Origin of the sequence: Aeromonas sp. FDAARGOS 1418 (genome assembly GCF_019048585.1) — a bacterium.
GTDB classification, from domain to species: Bacteria; Pseudomonadota; Gammaproteobacteria; order Enterobacterales; family Aeromonadaceae; genus Aeromonas; species Aeromonas caviae.
On sequence record NZ_CP077387.1, the window covers coordinates 2,965,274 to 2,985,784 of the forward strand.

The 20,511-nt window shown below is 60.0% G+C and carries 16 protein-coding genes; 11 read left to right on the forward strand and 5 right to left on the reverse strand.

Annotation, left to right across the window (positions count from 1 at the left end):
- Positions 1-15: 15 nt before the first annotated feature.
- The 5 genes from I6L48_RS13860 to ccoN all read right to left on the reverse strand — a co-directional run bounded on the left by I6L48_RS13860 (position 16) and on the right by ccoN (position 3,855).
- Entirely contained in the window at positions 16-504 is a 489-nt protein-coding gene (locus I6L48_RS13860; protein WP_039040784.1) for a FixH family protein, read from the reverse strand.
- 113 nt (positions 505-617) lie between these two features.
- On the reverse strand, positions 618-1,607 hold the full coding sequence (ccoP, locus tag I6L48_RS13865; protein WP_113070250.1) for a cytochrome-c oxidase, cbb3-type subunit III: 990 nt from the start codon (positions 1,605-1,607) through the stop codon (positions 618-620).
- Entirely contained in the window at positions 1,607-1,786 is a 180-nt protein-coding gene (locus tag I6L48_RS13870) for a CcoQ/FixQ family Cbb3-type cytochrome c oxidase assembly chaperone (protein ID WP_010674775.1), read from the reverse strand. Before I6L48_RS13870 ends, ccoP begins: the two co-directional genes overlap by 1 nt.
- Positions 1,787-1,797: 11 nt before the next feature.
- The gene (gene ccoO / locus I6L48_RS13875) at positions 1,798-2,412 is read right to left on the reverse strand and encodes a cytochrome-c oxidase, cbb3-type subunit II (RefSeq protein ID WP_010674774.1); all 615 of its coding nucleotides are present in this window, start codon (positions 2,410-2,412) and stop codon (positions 1,798-1,800) included.
- 18 nt (positions 2,413-2,430) lie between these two features.
- On the reverse strand, positions 2,431-3,855 hold the full coding sequence (ccoN, locus tag I6L48_RS13880; RefSeq protein WP_010674773.1) for a cytochrome-c oxidase, cbb3-type subunit I: 1,425 nt from the start codon (positions 3,853-3,855) through the stop codon (positions 2,431-2,433).
- A 279-nt stretch (positions 3,856-4,134) separates the two neighbouring features.
- On the opposite strand from ccoN, the gene I6L48_RS13885 reads away from it, so the two are divergent.
- From I6L48_RS13885 to I6L48_RS13935, 11 genes are all read left to right on the forward strand, one after another.
- Positions 4,135-4,593, forward strand: a complete 459-nt coding sequence (locus I6L48_RS13885) for a hypothetical protein (RefSeq protein ID WP_048207708.1) — start codon at positions 4,135-4,137, stop codon at positions 4,591-4,593.
- A 108-nt stretch (positions 4,594-4,701) separates the two neighbouring features.
- On the forward strand, positions 4,702-5,160 hold the full coding sequence (locus tag I6L48_RS13890) for a GAF domain-containing protein (RefSeq protein ID WP_113070251.1): 459 nt from the start codon (positions 4,702-4,704) through the stop codon (positions 5,158-5,160).
- A 101-nt stretch (positions 5,161-5,261) separates the two neighbouring features.
- Positions 5,262-5,906 carry an RNA chaperone ProQ gene (gene proQ / locus I6L48_RS13895; protein WP_010674770.1) on the forward strand — a complete coding sequence of 215 codons (645 nt, stop codon included), beginning with the start codon at positions 5,262-5,264 and terminating at the stop codon, positions 5,904-5,906.
- A gap of 8 nt (positions 5,907-5,914) precedes the next feature.
- On the forward strand, positions 5,915-7,930 hold the full coding sequence (gene prc, locus I6L48_RS13900) for a carboxy terminal-processing peptidase (protein ID WP_041211433.1): 2,016 nt from the start codon (positions 5,915-5,917) through the stop codon (positions 7,928-7,930).
- A gap of 129 nt (positions 7,931-8,059) precedes the next feature.
- The gene (gene pepN, locus I6L48_RS13905; protein WP_216987341.1) at positions 8,060-10,684 is read left to right on the forward strand and encodes an aminopeptidase N; all 2,625 of its coding nucleotides are present in this window, start codon (positions 8,060-8,062) and stop codon (positions 10,682-10,684) included.
- 68 nt (positions 10,685-10,752) lie between these two features.
- Positions 10,753-10,974, forward strand: a complete 222-nt coding sequence (locus I6L48_RS13910) for a DUF2835 family protein (RefSeq protein ID WP_010674767.1) — start codon at positions 10,753-10,755, stop codon at positions 10,972-10,974.
- Between the two features lie 274 nt (positions 10,975-11,248).
- The gene (locus tag I6L48_RS13915) at positions 11,249-16,111 is read left to right on the forward strand and encodes an NAD-glutamate dehydrogenase (protein ID WP_216987342.1); all 4,863 of its coding nucleotides are present in this window, start codon (positions 11,249-11,251) and stop codon (positions 16,109-16,111) included.
- Positions 16,112-16,158: 47 nt separating this feature from the next.
- The gene (gene pyrD, locus I6L48_RS13920; protein WP_143237545.1) at positions 16,159-17,169 is read left to right on the forward strand and encodes a quinone-dependent dihydroorotate dehydrogenase; all 1,011 of its coding nucleotides are present in this window, start codon (positions 16,159-16,161) and stop codon (positions 17,167-17,169) included.
- 85 nt (positions 17,170-17,254) lie between these two features.
- Complete coding sequence (locus tag I6L48_RS13925) at positions 17,255-17,791, forward strand: cell division protein ZapC (RefSeq protein ID WP_041211431.1); 537 nt, start codon at positions 17,255-17,257, stop codon at positions 17,789-17,791.
- Between the two features lie 307 nt (positions 17,792-18,098).
- Complete coding sequence (gene rlmKL / locus I6L48_RS13930; protein ID WP_052814621.1) at positions 18,099-20,270, forward strand: bifunctional 23S rRNA (guanine(2069)-N(7))-methyltransferase RlmK/23S rRNA (guanine(2445)-N(2))-methyltransferase RlmL; 2,172 nt, start codon at positions 18,099-18,101, stop codon at positions 20,268-20,270.
- A complete protein-coding gene (locus I6L48_RS13935; protein ID WP_042017071.1) occupies positions 20,270-20,497 on the forward strand; it encodes a glutaredoxin family protein in 228 nt (75 codons plus the stop codon). Before rlmKL ends, I6L48_RS13935 begins: the two co-directional genes overlap by 1 nt.
- The last annotated feature ends 14 nt before the right edge of the window (positions 20,498-20,511 follow it).

The window sequence follows — 20,511 nt, forward strand, 5'->3', positions numbered from 1 at the left end:
CCCTGCCTTCGTGATTCAACGTCCCTTGGGATCGAGCTCAATCGCTGCCTGAGTCGGCAGTTGTGCCGTCTCCTGGAGGCGCCATTCATGGTTGAAGGCATCGACCCGCACGTGCCACTTGCCGGTGAGGGGCTTGTCCAGCATCAGGCGATAGACTCCCTTGCCATCGGCCGTCAGCAGATGTTCGCTGTCCAGGCCCGCCAACGTGGGATGAAACAGGGAGAGGTGCAGTGCTTGTCCTGGTGGGATCTTCCCTGCCAGGGGAGTCAAGGTCAGCTCCTTGTCGCTGACATTGAGGGCGATACGGATGCCGAGCGCCTCGGCGCGATCGAACTTGCTGAGATCCTGGTTAATCTCCTTGCCCTGCTTGTAGTAGTCCTCCGCCACCAGGTTGACCCCATCCTTGCTGGCAATGATGGCGGTGGCGATGCTGCCTACCACGGCGGCACAGGGGAGGGCGATGATGAACCAGGGCCAGAATTGGCGATACCAGGGTTGGGTCATGATGCTACCGAAACAAATGGTTAACGAAATGGCGGTAATTCAGCCAACACAAGATAACAAAAAGCCTCGAAGAGTCGAGGCTTTTTGCTGATTAATCACGTGCTTATCACATGTTACTGCTGATTTTGCCGATCGTTGTGGGACAAGCTGTAAACGTAGGAGGCGAGCAGGTGTACCTTGTCTTCCCCCAGAATGTCCTTCCAGGCCGGCATCACGCCGTGGCGCCCGTGGGTGATGGTCTGTTCGACCACCTGACGGGAGCCGCCATAGAGCCAGATGTTGTTGGTGAGATCCGGTGCGCCGAAGGCGATGCCGCCCTTGGCATCCGGGCCGTGGCAGGCGGCGCACATGGCAAAGCGTGCTTCCCCTTTCTTGGCTTCCACCAGATCAACCTTGCGACCGGAGAGGCTCAGCACATAGGAGGCCACCTCCTTCACCCCGTCCTGACCCAGGATCTCGCCCCAGGCGGCCATGATCCCCTGACGACCGCCCATGATGGTGGTCTTGATCTGGTCGGGTGCGCCGCCCCACTGCCATTCGCTGTCGGTCAGGTTCGGGAAACCGCGGCCACCGCGGGCATCGGAGCCATGACACTGGGAACAGTTTTGCAGGAACAGGCGCTGACCCACCTTCAGGGCTTCCGGATCCTTGGCGATCTCGGTGATCTCCTTGTAGCTCTTGCCGTCAGCCTGATAGGTCAGCTCGCGGAACTTGGCGCCGTAGATCTCGTCGGCCTTGGCAAGTTCCCGGTCGTATTCCACCGCGCGTCCTTCGGCCTTGGCGGAAGCCGCCGCTGCCTTGGACTCGGCCAGGGAACGCACATCCTGGTTGGAGCTCTGCCAGCCCAGCAGACCCTTGAAGTTGCCAAGGCCCGGGAAGGCGAGCAGGTAGATGAGCCCGGTGACGATGAAGAAGAGGAACATATAGGACCACCACTTCGGCAGGGGATTGTTGATCTCCTCGATGCCGTCGAAGGTGTGACCCATGGGTTTGCCCTCGTCGGCCCCCATCTTGTCCTTCATGCACCAGGCCAGCAGCAGGAAGCAGCCGAGAATGGTGCCAAGGCTTATGACGGTCACAAAAATGCTAAACAGAGTGCTCATTATTGCTTCGCTCCTGCGTTCTTGTTATCAGCACTGGGTTGCTCGTCATCGGCAAAAACCAGGTTGGCGGCCTCGTCGAAAGAAGCCTTGCGGCGCTTGCTGTAGGCCCAGACGATGATGCCAATCATGATGACCATCAGCAGCAGGGTGTACAGGCCGCGAAATGTGCCGTAATCCATATCCCGACTCCTTATTTCAGGGCATGGCCCAGTGATTGCAGATAGGCGATCAGCGCATCCAGCTCGGTCTTGCCCTTGACGGCCTCACCGGCACCGGCGATGTCGGCATCGGTATAGGGCACGCCGAAGTGATCCCGGAACAGAGCCAGCTTCTTGCCGGTCAGCTCGCCGCTCAGCACATTGGTCTCGAGCCAGGGGAAGGCCGGCATGTTGGACTCGGGCACCACGTCGCGCGGGTTGATGAGGTGGGCGCGATGCCAGTCATCGGAGTAGCGGCCGCCGACCCGGGCCAGATCCGGACCGGTACGCTTGGAGCCCCACAGGAAGGGGTGCTCCCACACGCTCTCGCCGGCAACCGAGTAGTGGCCGTAGCGTTCGGTCTCGGCGCGGAACGGGCGGATCATTTGGCTGTGGCAGACGGTGCAGCCTTCGCGGATGTAGATGTCGCGTCCTTCCATCTGCAGGGCGGTGTAGGGCTTGAGGCCCTCCACCGGCTCGTTGGTCTGCTTCTGGAAGAACAGGGGGGTGATTTCCACCAGGCCCCCCAGGCTGATGGCGAAGATGATGCCAATGACCAGCATGGGGACGCTTTTTTCAAAAATCTCGTGACGGTTGTTGTTGCTCATGCTTTAAACCCCTTCAAATCAGGCTGGCTGTGCGACGGGTTCCAGGGAACCCTTGGGCGCAGTGACGGTGCGGTAGGCGTTGTAGGCCATCAGCAGCATGCCGGTGACGAAGAAGCAGCCACCCAGGAAGCGCACGAAGTAGAAGGGATAGGAAGCTTGCAGCGCCTCCACGAAGCTGTAGGTCAGGGTGCCGTCGTCGTTGACCGCACGCCACATCAGGCCCTGCATCACACCGGAAATCCACATGGCGACGATATAGAGCACGGTGCCCACGGTGGCCAGCCAGAAGTGGACGTTGATGAGTTTGATGCTGTACATGCGCCCCTGCCCGAACAGGTTCGGGATCAGGTGGTAGACGGCGCCAATGGACACCATGGCAACCCAGCCCAGGGCACCGGAGTGAACGTGACCGATAGTCCAGTCGGTGTAGTGGGAGAGGGCGTTGACGGTTTTGATCGCCATCATGGGGCCTTCAAAGGTCGACATGCCGTAGAACGACAGGGAGACGATCAGGAAGCGCAGAATGGGGTCATAACGCAGCTTGTGCCAGGCACCAGAGAGAGTCATGATGCCGTTGATCATGCCGCCCCAGGAGGGCACGAACAGGATGAGGGACATCACCATGCCCAGCGACTGGGCCCAGTCAGGCAGGGCGGTATAGTGCAGGTGGTGCGGACCGGCCCAGATATAGAGGGAGATCAGCGCCCAGAAGTGCACGATGGAGAGGCGGTAGGAGTAGACGGGGCGACCCGCCTGCTTGGGCACGAAGTAGTACATCATGCCAAGGAAGCCCGCCGTCAGCAGGAAGCCCACCGCGTTGTGGCCATACCACCACTGCACCATGGCATCCATGGCGCCGGAGTACATGGAGTAGGACTTCATGCCGGAGAGGGGCACTTCCATGTTGTTGACGATGTGCAGCACGGCAACCGTGATGATGAAGGCACCGAAGAACCAGTTCGCCACATAGATGTGGGAGGTGGTGCGCTTGACCAGGGTGCCGAAGAAGACGATGGCGTAACTCACCCAGACCACGGCGATGGCGATGTCGATGGGCCACTCCAGCTCGGCGTACTCTTTGGAGGTGGTGTACCCCAGCGGCAGCGAGATGGCTGCAGAGAGAATGATCGCCTGCCAGCCCCAGAACACGAAGGAGGCGAGGGGACCACCAAACAGCCGGACCTGACAGGTGCGTTGCACCACGTAGAAGGAGGTGGCCATCAGGGCGCTGCAACCAAATGCGAAGATGACCGCATTGGTATGCAGGGGACGCAGACGGCTGTACGTCAGCCAGGGGGTGTCGAAGTTGAGGGCAGGCCAGATCAGCTGGGCTGCAATCAATACACCCACCGACATGCCGACGATACCCCAGACAATCGTCATGACGGTGAACTGGCGCACAACGGTGTAGTTGTACTCAGGGTGGTTTGTTGTATGGCTCATCGTTGTATTCCGCTTCCGATGCTGTTGTTTGTGTTGCCCGGTGTCCTGGGCCATTTTCACCCCGGTTTTGCAAAATCCTCTCGTTAACATCTGTTAATAAAAGGAAAAGCAAAAGGTGGTTAAATGAAAATCCATTGAGAATGATACTGAAGTGACCGGTAAAATAACAGTACAAACAGTGATATATTTGGCTTCAGCGGGTCTCATGTCCGCCAGTTTTTACCTTGCGCCAGATCACGAAAATTACATTTTCAAAGTACCTTACAGAGCTGTTTTTTCATGAAAGAGAGACTCACTTCACGCAAAATCGTCCACCTGTCCATGGTGCTGGTCATTTTGCTCTCCCTGATGGCCTATCGAACCTGGTTTTCAGGCACTGGAAGCGACCATGAAGAGGGCACCAATGTTCAGATTTGTGATCTGTCCCACAGCCCCTGCCGCCTCATCGTCGGGGATCGCCCGCTGACGGTCAGCATCGATGGCTTGCCGATCCGCCCTGAACATGACTTTGTCCTGCGCCTTCAAGGGGGTGTGCCGACCATCACGCCGGTCAAGGCCTGGTTCGAGGGCAAGGAGATGTTCATGGGGCTCATCCCCGTGCTGTTTGAACCCAGCCAAACGGGGTGGCGAGGGGTGACCCAGGTGGGAAGTTGTACGACCGAGGCGATGGACTGGCTCCTGACCATCGAGTGGAGCAATGGCCAGCGCCATCAACTGACGTTGGGCGCGGCACGTTGAACGGACTCTCATCGGGCCCCAGGAGGGGGGATAATTGAAAATTGATTTGAAATTTTCAGGCAGGACGGTACCTTGCATTGATTATCAAGGAGTGAAGTTCATTTAATCATGATTGAAAAACAAGCATTTTATCGCACGCTCAACCAGCAGGCCCAAGCATTGCTGGAGGGCGAACCCGACATGATCGCCACCCTGGCCAACCTGTCTGCCCTGCTCAATCAGGAACTGGCTGACATCAACTGGGTTGGTTTCTACCTGCTGCAGGGCGAGACCCTGGTGCTCGGCCCGTTCCAGGGCAAGCCGGCCTGTGTGCGCATCCCGGTCGGGCGCGGCGTCTGTGGCACTGCGGTTGCCGAGGGCAAGACCCAGCTGGTGGACGACGTGCACCAGTTCGCGGGGCACATTGCGTGCGACGGTGCCAGCAACTCGGAAATCGTGATCCCGCTGCGCCGTGGCGGGGAGATCATCGGGGTGCTGGACATCGACAGTCCAATTTTTAACCGCTTTGAGGAGCAGGACCGGATTGGCCTCGAAGAAACGGTGCAAATTTTGGAAAGCATGCTCTAAGTCATTGCTAGATGGTTCGCAAAAGGTCCCAAGCTCTCTATAATGGGGCCTTTGTTGTGTTCGGGCATGCCCGTGCGTCTATATGAAAGCCAAGGTTATACATGGAAAACACTGAAAAGCTGAAGAACAGTAAAGAGATCGTCGCCTACCTGGTCGAGAAATTCCCGGCCTGCTTCATCGCTGAAGGAGAGGCCAAGCCACTCAAGATTGGCATCTTCCAGGATCTGGCCGCGCGTCTTGCTGATGACGAGAGAGTCTCCAAGACCATGCTGCGCTCTGCTCTGCGTCAATACACCTCCAGCTGGCGTTACCTGCATGGCCTCAAGGCTGGCCAGGCCCGTGTCGATCTGGACGGCAACCCGGGCGAGCTGCTCACCGAAGAGCACATCGAGCATGCCAAACAGGCGCTCAAGGAGAGCAAGGAACGTGTCTTTGCCAGCCGCCGCACCAACACCAAGGAGAAGGAAGACAAGCCCAAGCAGCCGCGTCGCAACGCGCCGCGCAAGGCTGACGCTCCCCGCTCCGACAAGCCCAAGTCCGCCCCTGCTCCCAAGGCTGCACCGGTCGCCGATGCGCCGCTGGTGAAAGTGGATGCCGCTACTCTGAAAGTCGAGCAGGGCGTGCGCGTCGTGCTGGGCAAGTCCCCCGTGCCTGCGACCATCAAGGAAGTGACCAAGGATGACGTACAGGTTCAATTGCAGACCGGCATGATGTTGCGGGTCAAGTTCGAGCATCTGGTTCTCTAAGGAGACGAATGTTGAAGCATGGCGTGATTCGTTTTTCACTCGTTGCCTGTAGCCTGGCGCTTGCCGGGCTCGCACAGGCCATCGAGCCGGTGCTCAAGGAAAGTGATTTGCCTGTGTTGGCTCAAGAGAGCCAACATGCTACGGCCAGCAAGCGAATTGCCAATCTGTTTACCCGCTCCCACTACAAACAGTTCAAGCTGGACGACGCCTTTTCCTCCGTGATCTTTGACAAGTATCTGGAGAATCTGGACTACAGCCGCAACCTGTTTTTGGCCTCTGACATCAGCCGTTTTGAGAAATATCGTACCGGTTTTGACACCGACCTCGAGCGAGGGCGACTGGCTCCGGCCTACGAGATGTTCAACCTGAGTCAGCAGCGGCGGTACGAGCGGTTCGAATACGCCCTCAAACTGCTCGACACTCCCTTCGATTTTACCCAGAAAGACAATTACGTCTTCGATCGGGAAGGGGCTCCCTGGCCCAAGGATGAAGCCGAGCTCAACGAGCTGTGGCGTCAGCGGGTCAAGTTCGATGCCCTGAGCCTCAAGCTCAGCGGCAAGGAGTGGCCCGAGATCAAGGAGCTGCTTGGCAAGCGTTACAACAACGCCATCAAGCGGATGTCCCAGACCGAGAGCGAGGACGTGTTCCAGCTCTTCATGAACTCCTTCGCCCGCGCCATCGAACCGCACACCAGCTATCTGTCTCCGCGCAGTGCCGATCGGTTCAACACCGAGATGAACCTCTCGCTGGAGGGGATTGGGGCCGTGCTGCAGGCGGAAGATGACTTTACCGTCATCCGCTCCCTGGTGCCAGGCGGCCCGGCGGCCAAGTCCAATCACCTGAAACCCGATGACAAAATCACCGGGGTGGGGCAGGACGACGGCAAGATTGTGGATGTCATAGGCTGGCGTCTTGACGACGTGGTCGAGCTCATCAAGGGGCCCAAGGGCAGCAAGGTGAAGCTGGAGATCCAGCGCGGCAAGGGTGCGACTGCCAAGACAGAGCTGGTGGAGCTGGTGCGTGACAAGGTGCGTCTGGAAGACAGAGCCGCCAAGTCCAAGGTGATCACCGCCGAGGGCAAGAAGATCGGCGTGCTCGAGATCCCGAGCTTCTACGTCAACCTGCACGACGACGTGATCAAGGAGATCTCCAGCCTCAACAAGCAGAAGATCGACGGCCTCATCGTCGATCTGCGCGGCAACGGCGGCGGTGCCCTGACGGAAGCCTCCGCCCTGAGCGGTCTCTTCTTCGCCAGCGGCCCCGTGGTGCAGATCCGTGATCACATGGGTCGCATCACCGTCAACGGCGACGACGACGGCAATGTCTACTACGGTGGCCCCATGTCGGTGATGATCGACCGCTACAGCGCTTCGGCCTCCGAGATCTTCGCCGCCGCCATGCAGGACTATGGTCGTGCGCTGATCCTCGGCGAAAACTCGTTCGGCAAGGGGACGGTGCAGCAGCATCGAAGTCTCGCAAAGGTCTATGACTTCTACGAGCAGCCGCTGGGTCACGTGCAGTACACCATCGCCAAGTTCTACCGTATCGATGGCGGCAGTACCCAGAACAAAGGGGTTGCACCCGATATCGCCTTCCCGACCGCAGTGGCGCCGGGTGAGACGGGGGAGAGCCGCGAGTTCAACGCCTTGCCTTGGGACAAGATTGCCTCGGCCAGCTACGAGCGACTGGGGGACTTCTCCAGCCTGCTGCCCAAGCTGAAAGCGGCCCACGAGGCACGGATCACCAAGGATCCGGAATTTGCCTATGTGCTGCAGGACATCAAGGAGTATCAGGCGGACAAGGACAAGAAGTCGGTCTCCCTGAACGAAGCCGAGCGGCTGGCTGAACAGGCCAAACAGGACGAAAAGGCGCTGGCGCGAGCCAACGAGCGGCTGACCCGTCTTGGCAAGCCGACGGTGAAGAGCCTGGATGAACTGCCGACCGATTTCGAGGCACCTGACGAATACCAGGTGGAAGCGGCCAACATCACGGCGGATCTGGCCACCCTCAGCAAGAAGAGCTGATGCTGGCAACGAAATGACAAGGGCGACTCGGGTCGCCCTTTCTTTTGCCTGAATGCAAACTATTTGACCCTGTCCGAGCCTTGTGACAGCCTCTGACACGTCAATAACAAAGCGTGGAAGCACACAATAATGACTGAACAACCTCAGGCCATGACGGCCAAATATCGCCAGGATTACCAGGCTCCCCTCTATTGGTGTGACAGCCTGGATCTCGATTTTCAGCTGCAAGAGCCCCTGACCCGGGTCACCGCCATCTCCCGTTTGCGTCGCAGCGGCGATCACAACGAGCCCCTGGTGCTGGACGGCGAGGGGCTTGACCTTGTCAGTGTCAGTGTGGATGGCGTGCCCTATCAGCAATCCGAGCAGGGAGAGAGCAGCCTGACTCTGTTCAACCTGCCGGCCGAGTGCGTGCTGACCGTGGTCACCGACATTGATCCCGCCGCCAACACGGCACTGGAGGGGCTCTACAAATCCGGCGATGCCTATTGCACCCAGTGCGAGGCCGAGGGATTTCGTCGTATCACCTATTACATGGACAGGCCGGACATCCTGGCCCGTTACAGTACCCGCATCACCGCCGACAAGGCCAAGTACCCCTATCTGCTCTCCAATGGCAACAAGGTCGCGAGCGGCGATCTGGACGACGGTCGCCACTTCGTGCAGTGGCAGGATCCCTTCCCCAAACCGAGTTACCTGTTTGCCCTGGTGGCCGGTGACTTCGATGTGGAACGCAACCACTTCATTACCAAAAGCGGCCGCCAGGTAGCGCTCGAGATCTTCGTGGACAAGGGCAACCTGGACCGCGCCGGTTTCGCCATGGAGAGCCTCATCAACTCCATGCGCTGGGACGAGCAGCGTTTCGGCCTCGAGTATGACCTCGACATCTACATGATCGTGGCGGTGGACTTCTTCAACATGGGAGCCATGGAGAACAAGGGGCTCAACATCTTCAACTCCAAGTTCGTGTTGGCCAACCCGGCCACTGCCACCGATGCGGACTACCACGGCATCGAGCGGGTGATCGGCCACGAATACTTCCACAACTGGACCGGCAACCGTGTCACCTGCCGCGACTGGTTCCAGTTAAGCCTCAAGGAGGGGCTGACGGTGTTCCGGGATCAGGAGTTCTCTTCCGATCTGGGGTCGCGCGGCGTCAACCGCATCAACAACGTGCGCACCGTGCGCGGTCCGCAGTTTGCCGAAGATGCCGGCCCCATGGCCCACCCCATCCGCCCGGATGTGGTGATTGAGATGAACAACTTCTACACCCTGACCGTCTACGAGAAGGGCTCTGAAGTGATCCGAATGATGCACACCCTGCTGGGGGAGGACGCCTTCCAGGCGGGCATGCGCCTCTACTTCGAGCGTCACGACGGCTCTGCCGCCACCTGCGACGACTTCGTGCAGGCGATGGAGGATGCCTCCGGGGTGGGTCTCGCTCGCTTCCGCCGCTGGTACAGCCAGTCCGGCACCCCCGAGCTCACCGTGACCGACGAATACGATGCCGAAAGCGGTGTCTATCGTCTGCACGTGAGCCAGCACACCCCGCCGACCCAGGATCAGCCACAAAAGCTGCCGCTGCATATCCCCCTCGACATCGAGCTCTACGATGAGCAGGGGGCCGTCATTACGCTGCAATATCAGGGCAAGGCCATCGGCAATGTGCTGGACGTGCTGGAAGCACAGCAGACTTTCGAATTCGATCGGGTGCCGGTCAGACCGGTCCCCTCCCTGCTGCGGGACTTCTCCGCCCCGGTCAAGCTGCACTATGACTACAGCGACGAGGCCCTGGCCTTCCTGATGCGCCATGCCCGCAACGAGTTTGCCCGCTGGGATGCTGCCCAGATGCTGATCAACAAGGCGGTGATCGACGGGGTTGCCCGGGTCCAGCACGGGCAGGGGATTGAACTCTCCCACACCCTGCTGGCGGCCTTTGTCGCCATTCTGGACGAGGCTGCACTGGATCCTGCCCTCAAGGCAGAGATCCTGGCCCTGCCGGGGGAGGCGACCCTGGCCGAGCTGTTTGAGGTGGCCGACATCGACGCCATCCACCAGGTGCGCAACGGCATTCAGACCGCATTGGCCCACGCCTTTGGCGACCGCCTGCTGGCGTGCTACGAGAGCCTGCGTCTGCCGGCTTATCAGGTGGTCCATGCCGACATGGCCAAGCGGGCCCTCAAGGGCGTGGTACTGGGTTATCTGGCGGCGCTGGATGCCGCGAAGGCCGATACCCTGGTGCGCGAGCAGTACGGGGCTGCCGACAACATGACCGACACCCTGGCGGCGCTCCAGGTGGCCAACAGCCATCTGCTGCCGTGCCGCGCCGCGCTCTTGGCCGACTTCGAAGGCAAGTGGGCCCATGATGGCCTGGTACTGGACAACTGGCTGCGGCTGGTGGGGGCCAAGCCGGCCAAGGATGTGCTCGATGACGTGAAGCAGGCGATGGCGCACCCGACCTTCAGCATCCGCAACCCGAACCGGCTGCGGGCGCTCATCGGCAGCTTCGCCATGAACAACCAGGTGCAGTTCCACGCTGCCGATGGCAGCGGCTATCGCTTCCTGACCGATCTCTTGATCGAGCTCAACGAGGTCAATCCCCAGGTGGCGTCCCGCCTCATCACCCCGCTTATCCAGTTCAAGCGGCTCGATGAGGGGCGCAAGGCGCTGGTTCGCGCCGAGCTGACCCGCCTGGCCAACCTGGACGGGCTGGCGCGGGATCTGTTCGAGAAGGTGAGCAAGGCGCTGGCACAGTAAGCGTCACGACGGCGGGCAGGGGAGTCTGGGCTCTCCTGCCCGTTTTTCATGGATGACCAGGAGGTGACATGAGGCAATACACTTTTCGGCTCTCCCTTGGCCGCGACGAGATCATGTTGATGTACCAGGGGCAGGTGAACCGCCTGGTGGTACGTACCGAGCAGGGTCTGACCCTGGAGCTGGGGTTGGAGAAAATCCGGCGTTTTGTGTCGGAGAGCGGCGTTCACGGCTACTTTCGACTGAAAACCCAGGATGATCATCGCTTCATTTCCCTGGAACGCATAAATTAACAAAACTTGAACATCAATCCGGGTAAATATCTGCTTTAAGTCACTATCTATCCGGTAAATGGCGCGGCATCCAGTGCGATTTTCTGAATTTTGCCAACTTGGCAAAATTTATCACAACCCAAGCCGTGATCTGCCCCTTGTTTTTAACATCCCGTTATCACCTTTGCTCGCCTTCCTTGATCCAAGCCATTACACTTCGCTGCAACTCTGTACCGGTGGGCATCCTGGGTGGATGTCGCCGTGTCTGTGATGTCGTCCGATAAGGAAACTAGCAATGGCATTGAAAGACGCCCCTACCTCCGTTCTGCTCGAAAACGTTCTCAGTCTGATCCACCAGAAATTGCCGAAAAACAGTGCCTCCCTGGTCGAATGTTTCGTTGCCAAGTTCTACGGCAACATGGCCAGCACTGATCTGCATGACCGCAATGACAGCGATCTCTATGGCGCCGCCCTCAGTCTGTGGAATGCCCTCAACCACCGTACCGGCATCGAGCCCTATATCCGGGTCTACAACCCCGAGCTGACCCGCCACGGATGGCAGTCTCCCCATACCATCGTCGAGATCATCCTGCAGGATTCCCCCTTCCTGGTGGACTCCATCCGCATGGCCCTCAAGCGTCTCAATATCACCGCCCACATGATGCTGCACCAGCCGCTGCACCTGATCCGCGGCGAAGGCGGCAAGATTGGCGCCATCCTGGATCTGGACAACACCGCAGAGCAGACCTCGGTGGAAACCGCCTTCCTCATCGAAATCGATCACCTGACCGGTGAAGAGGAGATGGACGCCCTGACTGCCGAGCTCAACTCGGTGGCGCGGGAAGTGGCCCTGGCGGTGGGAGACTGGCAGCCCATGCTGACGCGCCTGAACGAGATCATCGAGGAGCTGCCCAAACGCAAGAACCCGGTCAGCCAGGCCGAGGTGGACTCCTGCGTCGCCTTCCTCAAATGGGTGGCCGCCCACAACTTCACCCTGATGGGTTATCGTCGCTACGACGTCAAGGCGGTGGAGGGGGATCACGAGATCCTGCCGCAGCCCGAGTCCAGCCTGGGGCTGATGAAGAACTCCATCAAGGACGAAGGCCAGCGCCTCGGCACCATGCCCGCCAGCGCCCGTCACGCGGCCCTCAGTTCCGACTTGCTGATCCTCACCAAGTCCAACAGCAAGTCCCGGGTGCATCGTCCGGCCTATGTGGACTACATCGGCATCAAGCGTTTCGACGAGCACGGCAAGGTGGTGGGAGAGGATCGCTTCATCGGCCTGTATGCCTCCTCCATCTACAACACCAGTGCGACCCAGATCCCCCTCATCAGCCACCGCCTCGAGCGCATCATGGTCGCCTCCGGCTTTGAAACGGGCTCCCATGCCTACAAGGCGCTGCTGAACGTGCTGGAAACCTACCCGCGCGACGAGCTGATCCAGGCCCGTGAAGAGGAGCTGCTGGCCACCGGTCTCGGGGTGCTGGAGATGCAGGAGCGGGACATGCTGCGCCTGTTCGTGCGCCGCGACGTCTACGGCCGCTTCTTCTCCTGCATGGTCTATGTCACCAAGGAGCGCTACAACACGGCGCTGCGGGTCAAGACCCAGCAGATTTTGCAGAAATATTTTGGCAGCAGCATCGATGTGGAGTTCAACGTCTACTTCACCGAGGGTGTGCTGGCACGGACCCACTACATAGTGCGGGTCAACAACAACAACGTGGATGTGGATGTGAACGAAGTACAGAACAACCTGATTGAAGCGGCCCGCAGCTGGGATGACCGCCTGGATTCCGTGCTGCTTTCCCACTATGGCGAGGCCCGCGGCAACGAGCTGCGCCGCCGTTTCAGCACCGCCTTCCCCCGCGCCTACAAGGAAGATGTGCTGCCGGGCTCTGCCGTGGCGGACATCATGGCCCTGGATGGATTGAGCGAGGCCGAGCCGCTTGGCATGCTGTTCTACCGCGCCCAGGAGGAGGAGAACGATCGCCGGGTACGCCTCAAGCTGTTCCACCGAAGCGAACCCATCCACCTCTCCGACGTCCTGCCCATGCTCGAAAACATGGGGCTGCGCGTCATCGGCGAGACCCCGTATCAGGTACGGACCCCCACCGGCGAGGTGTTCTGGATCCTCGATTTCTCCATGCTGCTGCGGGGCGAGCAACCGTTCGATCTGGAGCAGAGCCAGCAGCGCTTCCAGCAGGCTTTCGCCGCCATCTGGAACAAGACCCTGGAAGATGACGGCTTCAACCGTCTGGTACTGGGGGCCGGCCTCACCGGTCGTCAGGTATCCGTGCTGCGGGCCTATGCCAAATACATGCGCCAGACCGGCGTCTCCTTCAGCCAGTCCTATATCGAGGAGACCCTGACCCGTTATCCGGATATCGCAGAGCTGCTGTTCACTCTGTTCGAACAGCGCCTGGATCCGGCCATCAAGCAGGATGCCAAGGTGCCATCGCAAGATGCCAAGGCATCCGCCAAGCTGCACGAGGAGCTTGCGGCCAAGCTGGATCAGGTCGCCAACCTGGATGACGATCGCATCATTCGCCGTTATGTGGAGATGATCGACGCCACCCTGCGCACCAACTACTACCAGCTGGACAAGGCGGGCAACATCAAGCCCTACATCTCCTTCAAGCTGGCCCCCTCCAGCATCACCGACATGCCGCTGCCGCTGCCGAAGTTCGAGATCTTCGTCTACTCCCCGCGAGTGGAAGGGGTACACCTGCGCTGGGGCAAGGTGGCCCGTGGCGGCCTGCGCTGGTCCGATCGCAAAGAGGACTTCCGCACCGAAGTGCTGGGTCTGGTGAAAGCCCAGCAGGTGAAGAACACCGTCATCGTGCCGGTGGGTGCCAAGGGCGGCTTCTATTGCAAGCAGATGCCAGCGGGAGCGCCCCGTGCCGTCATCCAGGAGGAGGGCAAGGCCTGCTACCGTCTGTTCATCCGCGGCCTGCTCGATGTGACCGACAACATCATCCAGGGCGAGGTGATCCCGCCAAAATCCGTGGTGCGTCACGACGAGGATGACTACTACCTGGTAGTGGCGGCCGACAAGGGCACCGCCACCTTCTCCGACATCGCCAACGAGATAAGCCTCGAATACGGCCACTGGCTCGGCGATGCGTTCGCCTCCGGCGGCTCGGTCGGCTATGACCACAAGAAGATGGGCATCACCGCCCGCGGCGCCTGGGAATCGGTCAAGCGCCACTTCCGTGAGATTGGCATCAACTGCCAGACCACCGACTTCACCTGCGTGGGGATAGGTGACATGGCCGGCGACGTGTTCGGCAACGGCATGCTGCTCTCCGAGCACATCCAGCTGGTGGGCGCCTTCAACCACATGCACATCTTCGTCGACCCGACCCCGGATGCGGCCAGGAGCTTCGTCGAGCGCAAGCGCCTGTTCGAGCTGCCGGGCTCGAGCTGGGATGACTACAACCGTGAGCTCATCTCCAAGGGGGGCGGCATCTTCCTGCGCTCTGCCAAGTCCATCAAGCTGAGCCCGGAAATGCAGACCCTGCTCGGCACCGACAAGAGCGGCATGGCCCCGAACGAGCTGATCAAGGCGCTGCTCTGCCTGAACGTCGACCTGCTCTGGAACGGCGGCATCGGCACCTATGTGAAGAGCGCCCGCGAGAGTGACGCCGACGTCGGGGATCGCAGCAACGACGTGCTGCGGGTCAATGGGCGTGATCTGCGTGCCCGCATCGTGGGCGAGGGTGGCAACCTGGGCTTCACCCAGCTTGGCCGGGTGGAGTATGCCAGTCAGGGTGGGCGCATCAACACCGACTTCACCGACAACGTGGGCGGGGTGGATTGCTCCGACAACGAGGTCAACATCAAGATCCTGCTCAACCAACTGGTGGCCGCCGGGGATCTGACCCTCAAGCAGCGCAACCAGATGCTCTACGAGATGACGGATGCGGTGGCCCAGGTGGTCATCACCAACGCCTATCGCCAGTCACAATCCATCTCGGTGACCGCCTTCCGTGGTGCCGAGCAGTTGAAAGAGCAGCAGCGTTTCATCCAGGGGCTGGAGCGGGAAGGCAAGCTGGACCGTGCGCTCGAGTTCCTCCCCTCCGACGAGGAGCTCTCCGAGCGGATGGCGGCAGGGCAGGGGTTGACCCGACCCGAGCTGGCGGTGCTGGTGGCTTACGGCAAGATGGTGCTCAAAGAGCAGCTCAACTGCCCGGAAGTGACCGAAGAGCCCTTCCTCGCCAACATGCTGGTCACCAGCTTCCCGACCCAGTTGCAGCAGCAATTTGGCGCGGCCCTGGCCCAGCATCCGCTGCGAGGCGAGATCATCGCGACCCGGGTGGCTAACATGCTGGTCAACGACATGGGGCTCAACTTCGCCAGCCGGATGAAGGACGAGACCGGTGCCTCGGTGGCGGAAGTGGCCTGCTGCTTCGCCATGGCCCGGGAAGTGTTCGGCCTCGGCGCCCTGTGGCGTGACATCGAAGGGTGTGACAACGGGGTGGATGCCCAGACCCAGCTCGAGCTGATGTTCTACAGCCGCCGCATCGTGCGCCGCGCCACCCGCTGGTTCCTGCGCGCCCGCAACCGCAGCTGGAGCATCGGCGAGAACATCGCCTTCTTCCGCCCGGCCTTCGAGACCTTGAGTCAGCACCTTTATGAGGTAATGGACGAGAGCGAAGTGGCCGAACACAGCCAGGCGGTCGCCGCCCTGATGGAGAAACAGGTGCCGGAGGCCATCGCCCGTCGCGTGGCCCACATGAGCAGCCTCTTCTCCTGCCTGGATCTGGCGCAGATTGCCGCGGAGCACAAGACCGACATCCTGCGGGTTGCCAACGTCTACTACCGCCTGGGCGCCAAACTGGATCTGCACTGGTTCCTCGAGCAGATCAACCATCAGCCGGTGGGCAATCACTGGCAGGCGATGGCGCGGGCCTCCTTCCGCGAAGATCTGGACTGGCAGCAACGCAGCCTCACCTCCGTGGTACTGGAAGGGTGCAAAGAGCAGGGGGAATGCGCTACCATACTGGCCGACTGGATTTCGGAGCATGAGCAACTCTTGTCCCGTTGGACCCACATGTTGGCCGACTTCAAGACCACGAGCACGCACGAGTTCGCCAAGTTCTCGGTGGCCTTGCGAGAGTTGAACCTGCTCCAGTTGAATTGCCGAACCTCGGCATAACCCCAAAAGCCCCGGCCAGTTGCCGGGGCTTTTTTTAAGGAGCAAGCATGCTGTACCCACTCGCCAGGCATTTCCTGTTCAAACTCAATCCGGAGCAGGCTCACGATCTCTCCATCAAATATTTGCCCCGCCTTCTCGGTACCCCGCTTGATTGTTTCTTCCGCCACTCTCTGCCCAAACGCCCCGTCACCGTCATGGGGCTTAATTTTGCCAATCCGGTGGGGCTGGCCGCCGGTCTGGATAAAGACGGGGAGTGCATCGATGCCTTCGGCGCCATGGGGTTCGGTTTCATCGAGGTTGGTACCGTGACCCCCAGACCCCAGAGCGGCAATGACAAGCCTCGTCTCTTCCGGGTGATCCCGGCCGAGGGGATCATCAATCGCATGGGATTCAACAACAAGGGAGTCGATCACCTGGTGGCCAAGGTGAAAGAGGCCAAATATCAGGGGGTAATCGGCATCAATATCGGCAAGAACAAGGACACCCCCATCGAGCAAGGCAAGGATGATTACCTTCTCTGCATGGACAAGGTGTATGACCATGCCGGTTATATTGCGGTCAATATTTCCTCGCCAAACACCCCGGGTCTGCGTCAATTGCAATATGGCGATGCACTGGATGAACTGCTGGCCGCATTGAAACAGCGCCAACAGGAGCTGGCCGAGAAATATAAAAAGTATGTGCCGCTGGCCGTGAAAATTGCCCCGGATCTGTCACTCGATGAAATAGATCAGGTAGCCGCCTCTTTGATCAAGAACCGTATTGACGGTGTCATCGCCACCAATACCACTCTGGAGCGGGAGATGATATATGACATGCCCCATGCCGCAGAGGCCGGCGGGCTTAGCGGCCGCCCGCTCCAGCACAAGAGCACCGAGGTGATCCGCCACCTGGCCAAGGCCCTCGACGGCGCCCTGCCCATTATCGGTGTGGGTGGTATCGACAGTGCCATGGCGGCTCGGGAAAAACTGGCAGCGGGTGCCAGTCTTGTCCAGATTTACAGCGGCTTTATTTATAAAGGGCCGGGTCTGGTCAAAGAGATCGTTACCCATATTTAAAAAATAACCTGTTGCCCTTATTTAACGTTGCTCAAATTCTCGACATGGAATAAAGTCGAGGGACGGCTTAGATAAGGGCACCACCATGTGTATTCAACCCAATGACAATTGGCAGTGGCATTATGACGCTCAGGATGATCGCCTGATGCTGGATTTGTCCGATCGCATGATATTTGCCACCGAATATAAAGGTCGGCAACTTGTTCCCTGTTCTTTCACCACCCAGCCTTTTTGTGTGGATGATGCCGCCCTCTATTACCAGTTGATGGACAAGGCCGCTGAACTCGACTGGAGTACGCCCCACCAGGTCCAGCTGGTCCTCAATGCCATCGCCGTCAGCCGTTTTTATAAACCCCTGATGCCGCAAAGCTGGTTCTTTCATGAACAGCAGGCTCATGTTATTCCGGAGATGGGATCCCTGGTGTGGATGGATACTCCCCACGGTCGGGGGGAATTCATGGTCATCGAAGCCGGCGATCAGGCGAGCGTTTGCCTGAACCTGACCGACGAACTGGTGCTGACCAACAGCAAGACGCTGCCGCGCTTTGCCGTGATCAAGGTGATGAATAACCGGATGCAAGCCAGAGTCCGGGCACAGACACAATATCGGGAAGTGGGCTGACGACGGGGCCGTTATATGGCGACGAATAAGTCCGTTATAGGCCTGCTATATTGGTCTGATATTTAAGCGCTCAGTCTCTCTCTTGTTCCATTATTTGTCTTTTTCCTTCGTCTGGTCGTCACGACCATTTTCTGCCTGGTCCGGGCAAGATTTTCGAATTCTTTACGAATGTGATGGTAGACAGCTGCCAGCCAAGAGCGGGATCCTGTCGCCTGCAAGGGGGAGGGGAGCGTTTGCCGCACCTCTTGCCGTTTATATGGCGCCTTTGTCCAAGGTTCGAGTGCCGAGTGCGGGCCGATAAGGTATAATGCGGCACTATTTTTATGGCATCCCCGTGAGCGTGATGAAAGAATTTTTTGCAACCTGCCCCAAGGGGCTGGAAAACCTGCTGGCCGTCGAGCTGACCAATCTGGGTGCGGAGCAGGTCCGTGAGACCGTGGCCGGCGTCCACTTCAAGGGCGAACTGGCCATCGGCTACAAGGCCTGTCTGTGGAGCCGCTTTGCCTCCCGTATCGTGCTGGTGCTCTCCGAGTTCCAGATGAACGACGATCTGGACCTCTACCTCGGGGCCCATACCATTCCCTGGGAGGAGCACTTCTCCGGTACCGCCACCATCGCGGTGGACTTTACCGGTACCAACGCCTCCATTCGCAATACCCAGTACGGCGCCCTGAAGATCAAGGACGCCATCGTCGATCGCTTCACCAAGCGCGGTCACGTGCGCCCGGATGTGGACAAGAAGTCCCCGGACATTCGCATCATGGCGCACCTTGGCAAAGGCAAGGCCAATATCACGCTGGACTTGTCAGGCCCGGCGCTGCACCAGCGCTTCTATCGCCAGGGCACCGGCGAGGCGCCCCTCAAAGAGAACCTGGCTGCGGCCATGATTGCCCGCAGCGGCTGGGCCGGCGAGCCCATGATGGACCCCATGTGCGGCTCCGGTACCCTGCTGATTGAAGCGGCCTTCATCGCTGCCGACATGGCGCCGGCCCTGCGCCGCGAGCGCTTCGGTTTCGATCGCTGGCTGCAACACGATGGTGAACTGTGGCAGAGTCTGATGATGGAAGCCCAGGTGCGTGCCAAGCGCGGCATGCAGCGCTGCGAGGTGAAACTGTTCGGTTGCGATGCGGATACCCGGGTCCTGATGAAGGCCCGTGACAACGCCAAGGCCGCCGGCGTGGCCCATCTCATCACCTTCAAGCAGGCCGATGTCACCAAGCTGGAAAACCCGCTGCCGATGCCGGCTGTGGAAGGGGAGAGCCGTCAGGTCGGCATGCTTATCTCCAACCCGCCCTATGGCGAGCGTCTTGGGGAGTTCCCGGCGTTGCTGGAAGTGCATCAGGCCCTTGGCGATGCCCTGCGCCGCGGCTTCCAGGGGTGGAAGGTCACCATTCTCTCCGCCTCTCCCGAACTCCTGAGCTGCCTGCGCCTGCGTGCCGACAAGCAGTATCGCCTGTTCAACGGCGCCCTCGAGTGCCAGCTGCGCAACTATCAGATCGCCCTCGATGCCGTCGCTTCCCAGAAAGAGGTGGCCCAGGACTTTGCCAACCGTCTGCGCAAGAATCTGAAGACCCTCGAGAAATGGGCGAGCAAGGAGAACCTCGATTGCTACCGCCTCTATGACGCGGACTTGCCGGAGTACAACGCCGCCATCGACCGCTATCAGGACTATCTGGTGGTACAGGAGTACGCGGCGCCCAAGGACATTCCCGCCCAGAAGACCCGCCAGCGTCTGCTGGACATGGTGCAGGCCGCCATCAAGGTGACCGGCATGGACGGCGAGAAGGTGATCCTGAAGGTGCGCGAGCGCCAGGAAGGCAAACAGCAGTACCAGAAGCTCTCCGAAGAGCAGCACCGGATGGAAGTGCAGGAGTACGGTGCACGCCTCTGGGTCAACCTCTACGACTATCTGGACACCGGCCTCTTCCTCGACCACCGTCAGACCCGCCGCATGCTGGGCCAGATGGCTCGGGGCAAGCGCTTCCTGAACCTCTTCGCCTACACCGGCAGTGCCACCGTGCACGCGGGGCTCGGCGGCGCCCGCGAAACCACCACGGTGGACATGTCGCGCACCTACCTCAACTGGGCCCAGGACAACATGCGCCTCAACTCGCTGGTGGGCCGCGAGCACAAGTTCGTGCAGGCGGACTGTCTGAAGTGGTTGTCGGAAGCCGACGAGCAGTACGACCTCATCTTCATCGATCCGCCCACCTTCTCCAACTCCAAGCGGATGGACGAGAGCTTCGACGTGCAGCGGGATCACCTGCTGTTGATGCAGCACCTCAAGCGCCTGCTCGCGGCGGACGGCACCCTGGTCTTCTCCAACAACAAGCGCCACTTCAAGATGGACTTGGCCGGCCTTGACGCCATCGGTCTCAAGGCGCAGAACATCACGAACAAGACCCGGCCCAAGGACTTCGAGCGCAACCAGCATATCCACAACTGCTGGATCATCACCCACGCCGAGGCACAAGGCTGATGCTGACCCTGTTTCACACCGACGGCTGCCACCTGTGCGAACAGGCGTGGGCGCTGGTGGAACAGGCCGGGATGGCCGCGCAGACCCGCCGCTGCGATATCCTGGAGGAGGAGGCCTGGCTCGAGGCTTACCGGGTGCGCATCCCGGTGCTGCAAGACAGTGCCGGCCGGGAGCTGGGCTGGCCCTTCACCCTGAGGGAGCTGCAAGGCTGGCTGGCACAGGGGTGAGCAGGATTTGACGA

Coding starts and splice junctions, on each gene's coding strand:
- I6L48_RS13860 (WP_039040784.1), bottom strand. CDS start 504: ATGACCCAACCCTGGTATCGCCAATTCTGGCCCTGGTTCATCATCGCC.
- ccoP (WP_113070250.1), bottom strand. CDS start 1,607: ATGAGCACTCTGTTTAGCATTTTTGTGACCGTCATAAGCCTTGGCACC.
- I6L48_RS13870 (WP_010674775.1), bottom strand. CDS start 1,786: ATGGATTACGGCACATTTCGCGGCCTGTACACCCTGCTGCTGATGGTC.
- ccoO (WP_010674774.1), bottom strand. CDS start 2,412: ATGAGCAACAACAACCGTCACGAGATTTTTGAAAAAAGCGTCCCCATG.
- ccoN (WP_010674773.1), bottom strand. CDS start 3,855: ATGAGCCATACAACAAACCACCCTGAGTACAACTACACCGTTGTGCGC.
- I6L48_RS13885 (WP_048207708.1), top strand. CDS start 4,135: ATGAAAGAGAGACTCACTTCACGCAAAATCGTCCACCTGTCCATGGTG.
- I6L48_RS13890 (WP_113070251.1), top strand. CDS start 4,702: ATGATTGAAAAACAAGCATTTTATCGCACGCTCAACCAGCAGGCCCAA.
- proQ (WP_010674770.1), top strand. CDS start 5,262: ATGGAAAACACTGAAAAGCTGAAGAACAGTAAAGAGATCGTCGCCTAC.
- prc (WP_041211433.1), top strand. CDS start 5,915: ATGTTGAAGCATGGCGTGATTCGTTTTTCACTCGTTGCCTGTAGCCTG.
- pepN (WP_216987341.1), top strand. CDS start 8,060: ATGACTGAACAACCTCAGGCCATGACGGCCAAATATCGCCAGGATTAC.
- I6L48_RS13910 (WP_010674767.1), top strand. CDS start 10,753: ATGAGGCAATACACTTTTCGGCTCTCCCTTGGCCGCGACGAGATCATG.
- I6L48_RS13915 (WP_216987342.1), top strand. CDS start 11,249: ATGGCATTGAAAGACGCCCCTACCTCCGTTCTGCTCGAAAACGTTCTC.
- pyrD (WP_143237545.1), top strand. CDS start 16,159: ATGCTGTACCCACTCGCCAGGCATTTCCTGTTCAAACTCAATCCGGAG.
- I6L48_RS13925 (WP_041211431.1), top strand. CDS start 17,255: ATGTGTATTCAACCCAATGACAATTGGCAGTGGCATTATGACGCTCAG.
- rlmKL (WP_052814621.1), top strand. CDS start 18,099: ATGCGGCACTATTTTTATGGCATCCCCGTGAGCGTGATGAAAGAATTT.
- I6L48_RS13935 (WP_042017071.1), top strand. CDS start 20,270: ATGCTGACCCTGTTTCACACCGACGGCTGCCACCTGTGCGAACAGGCG.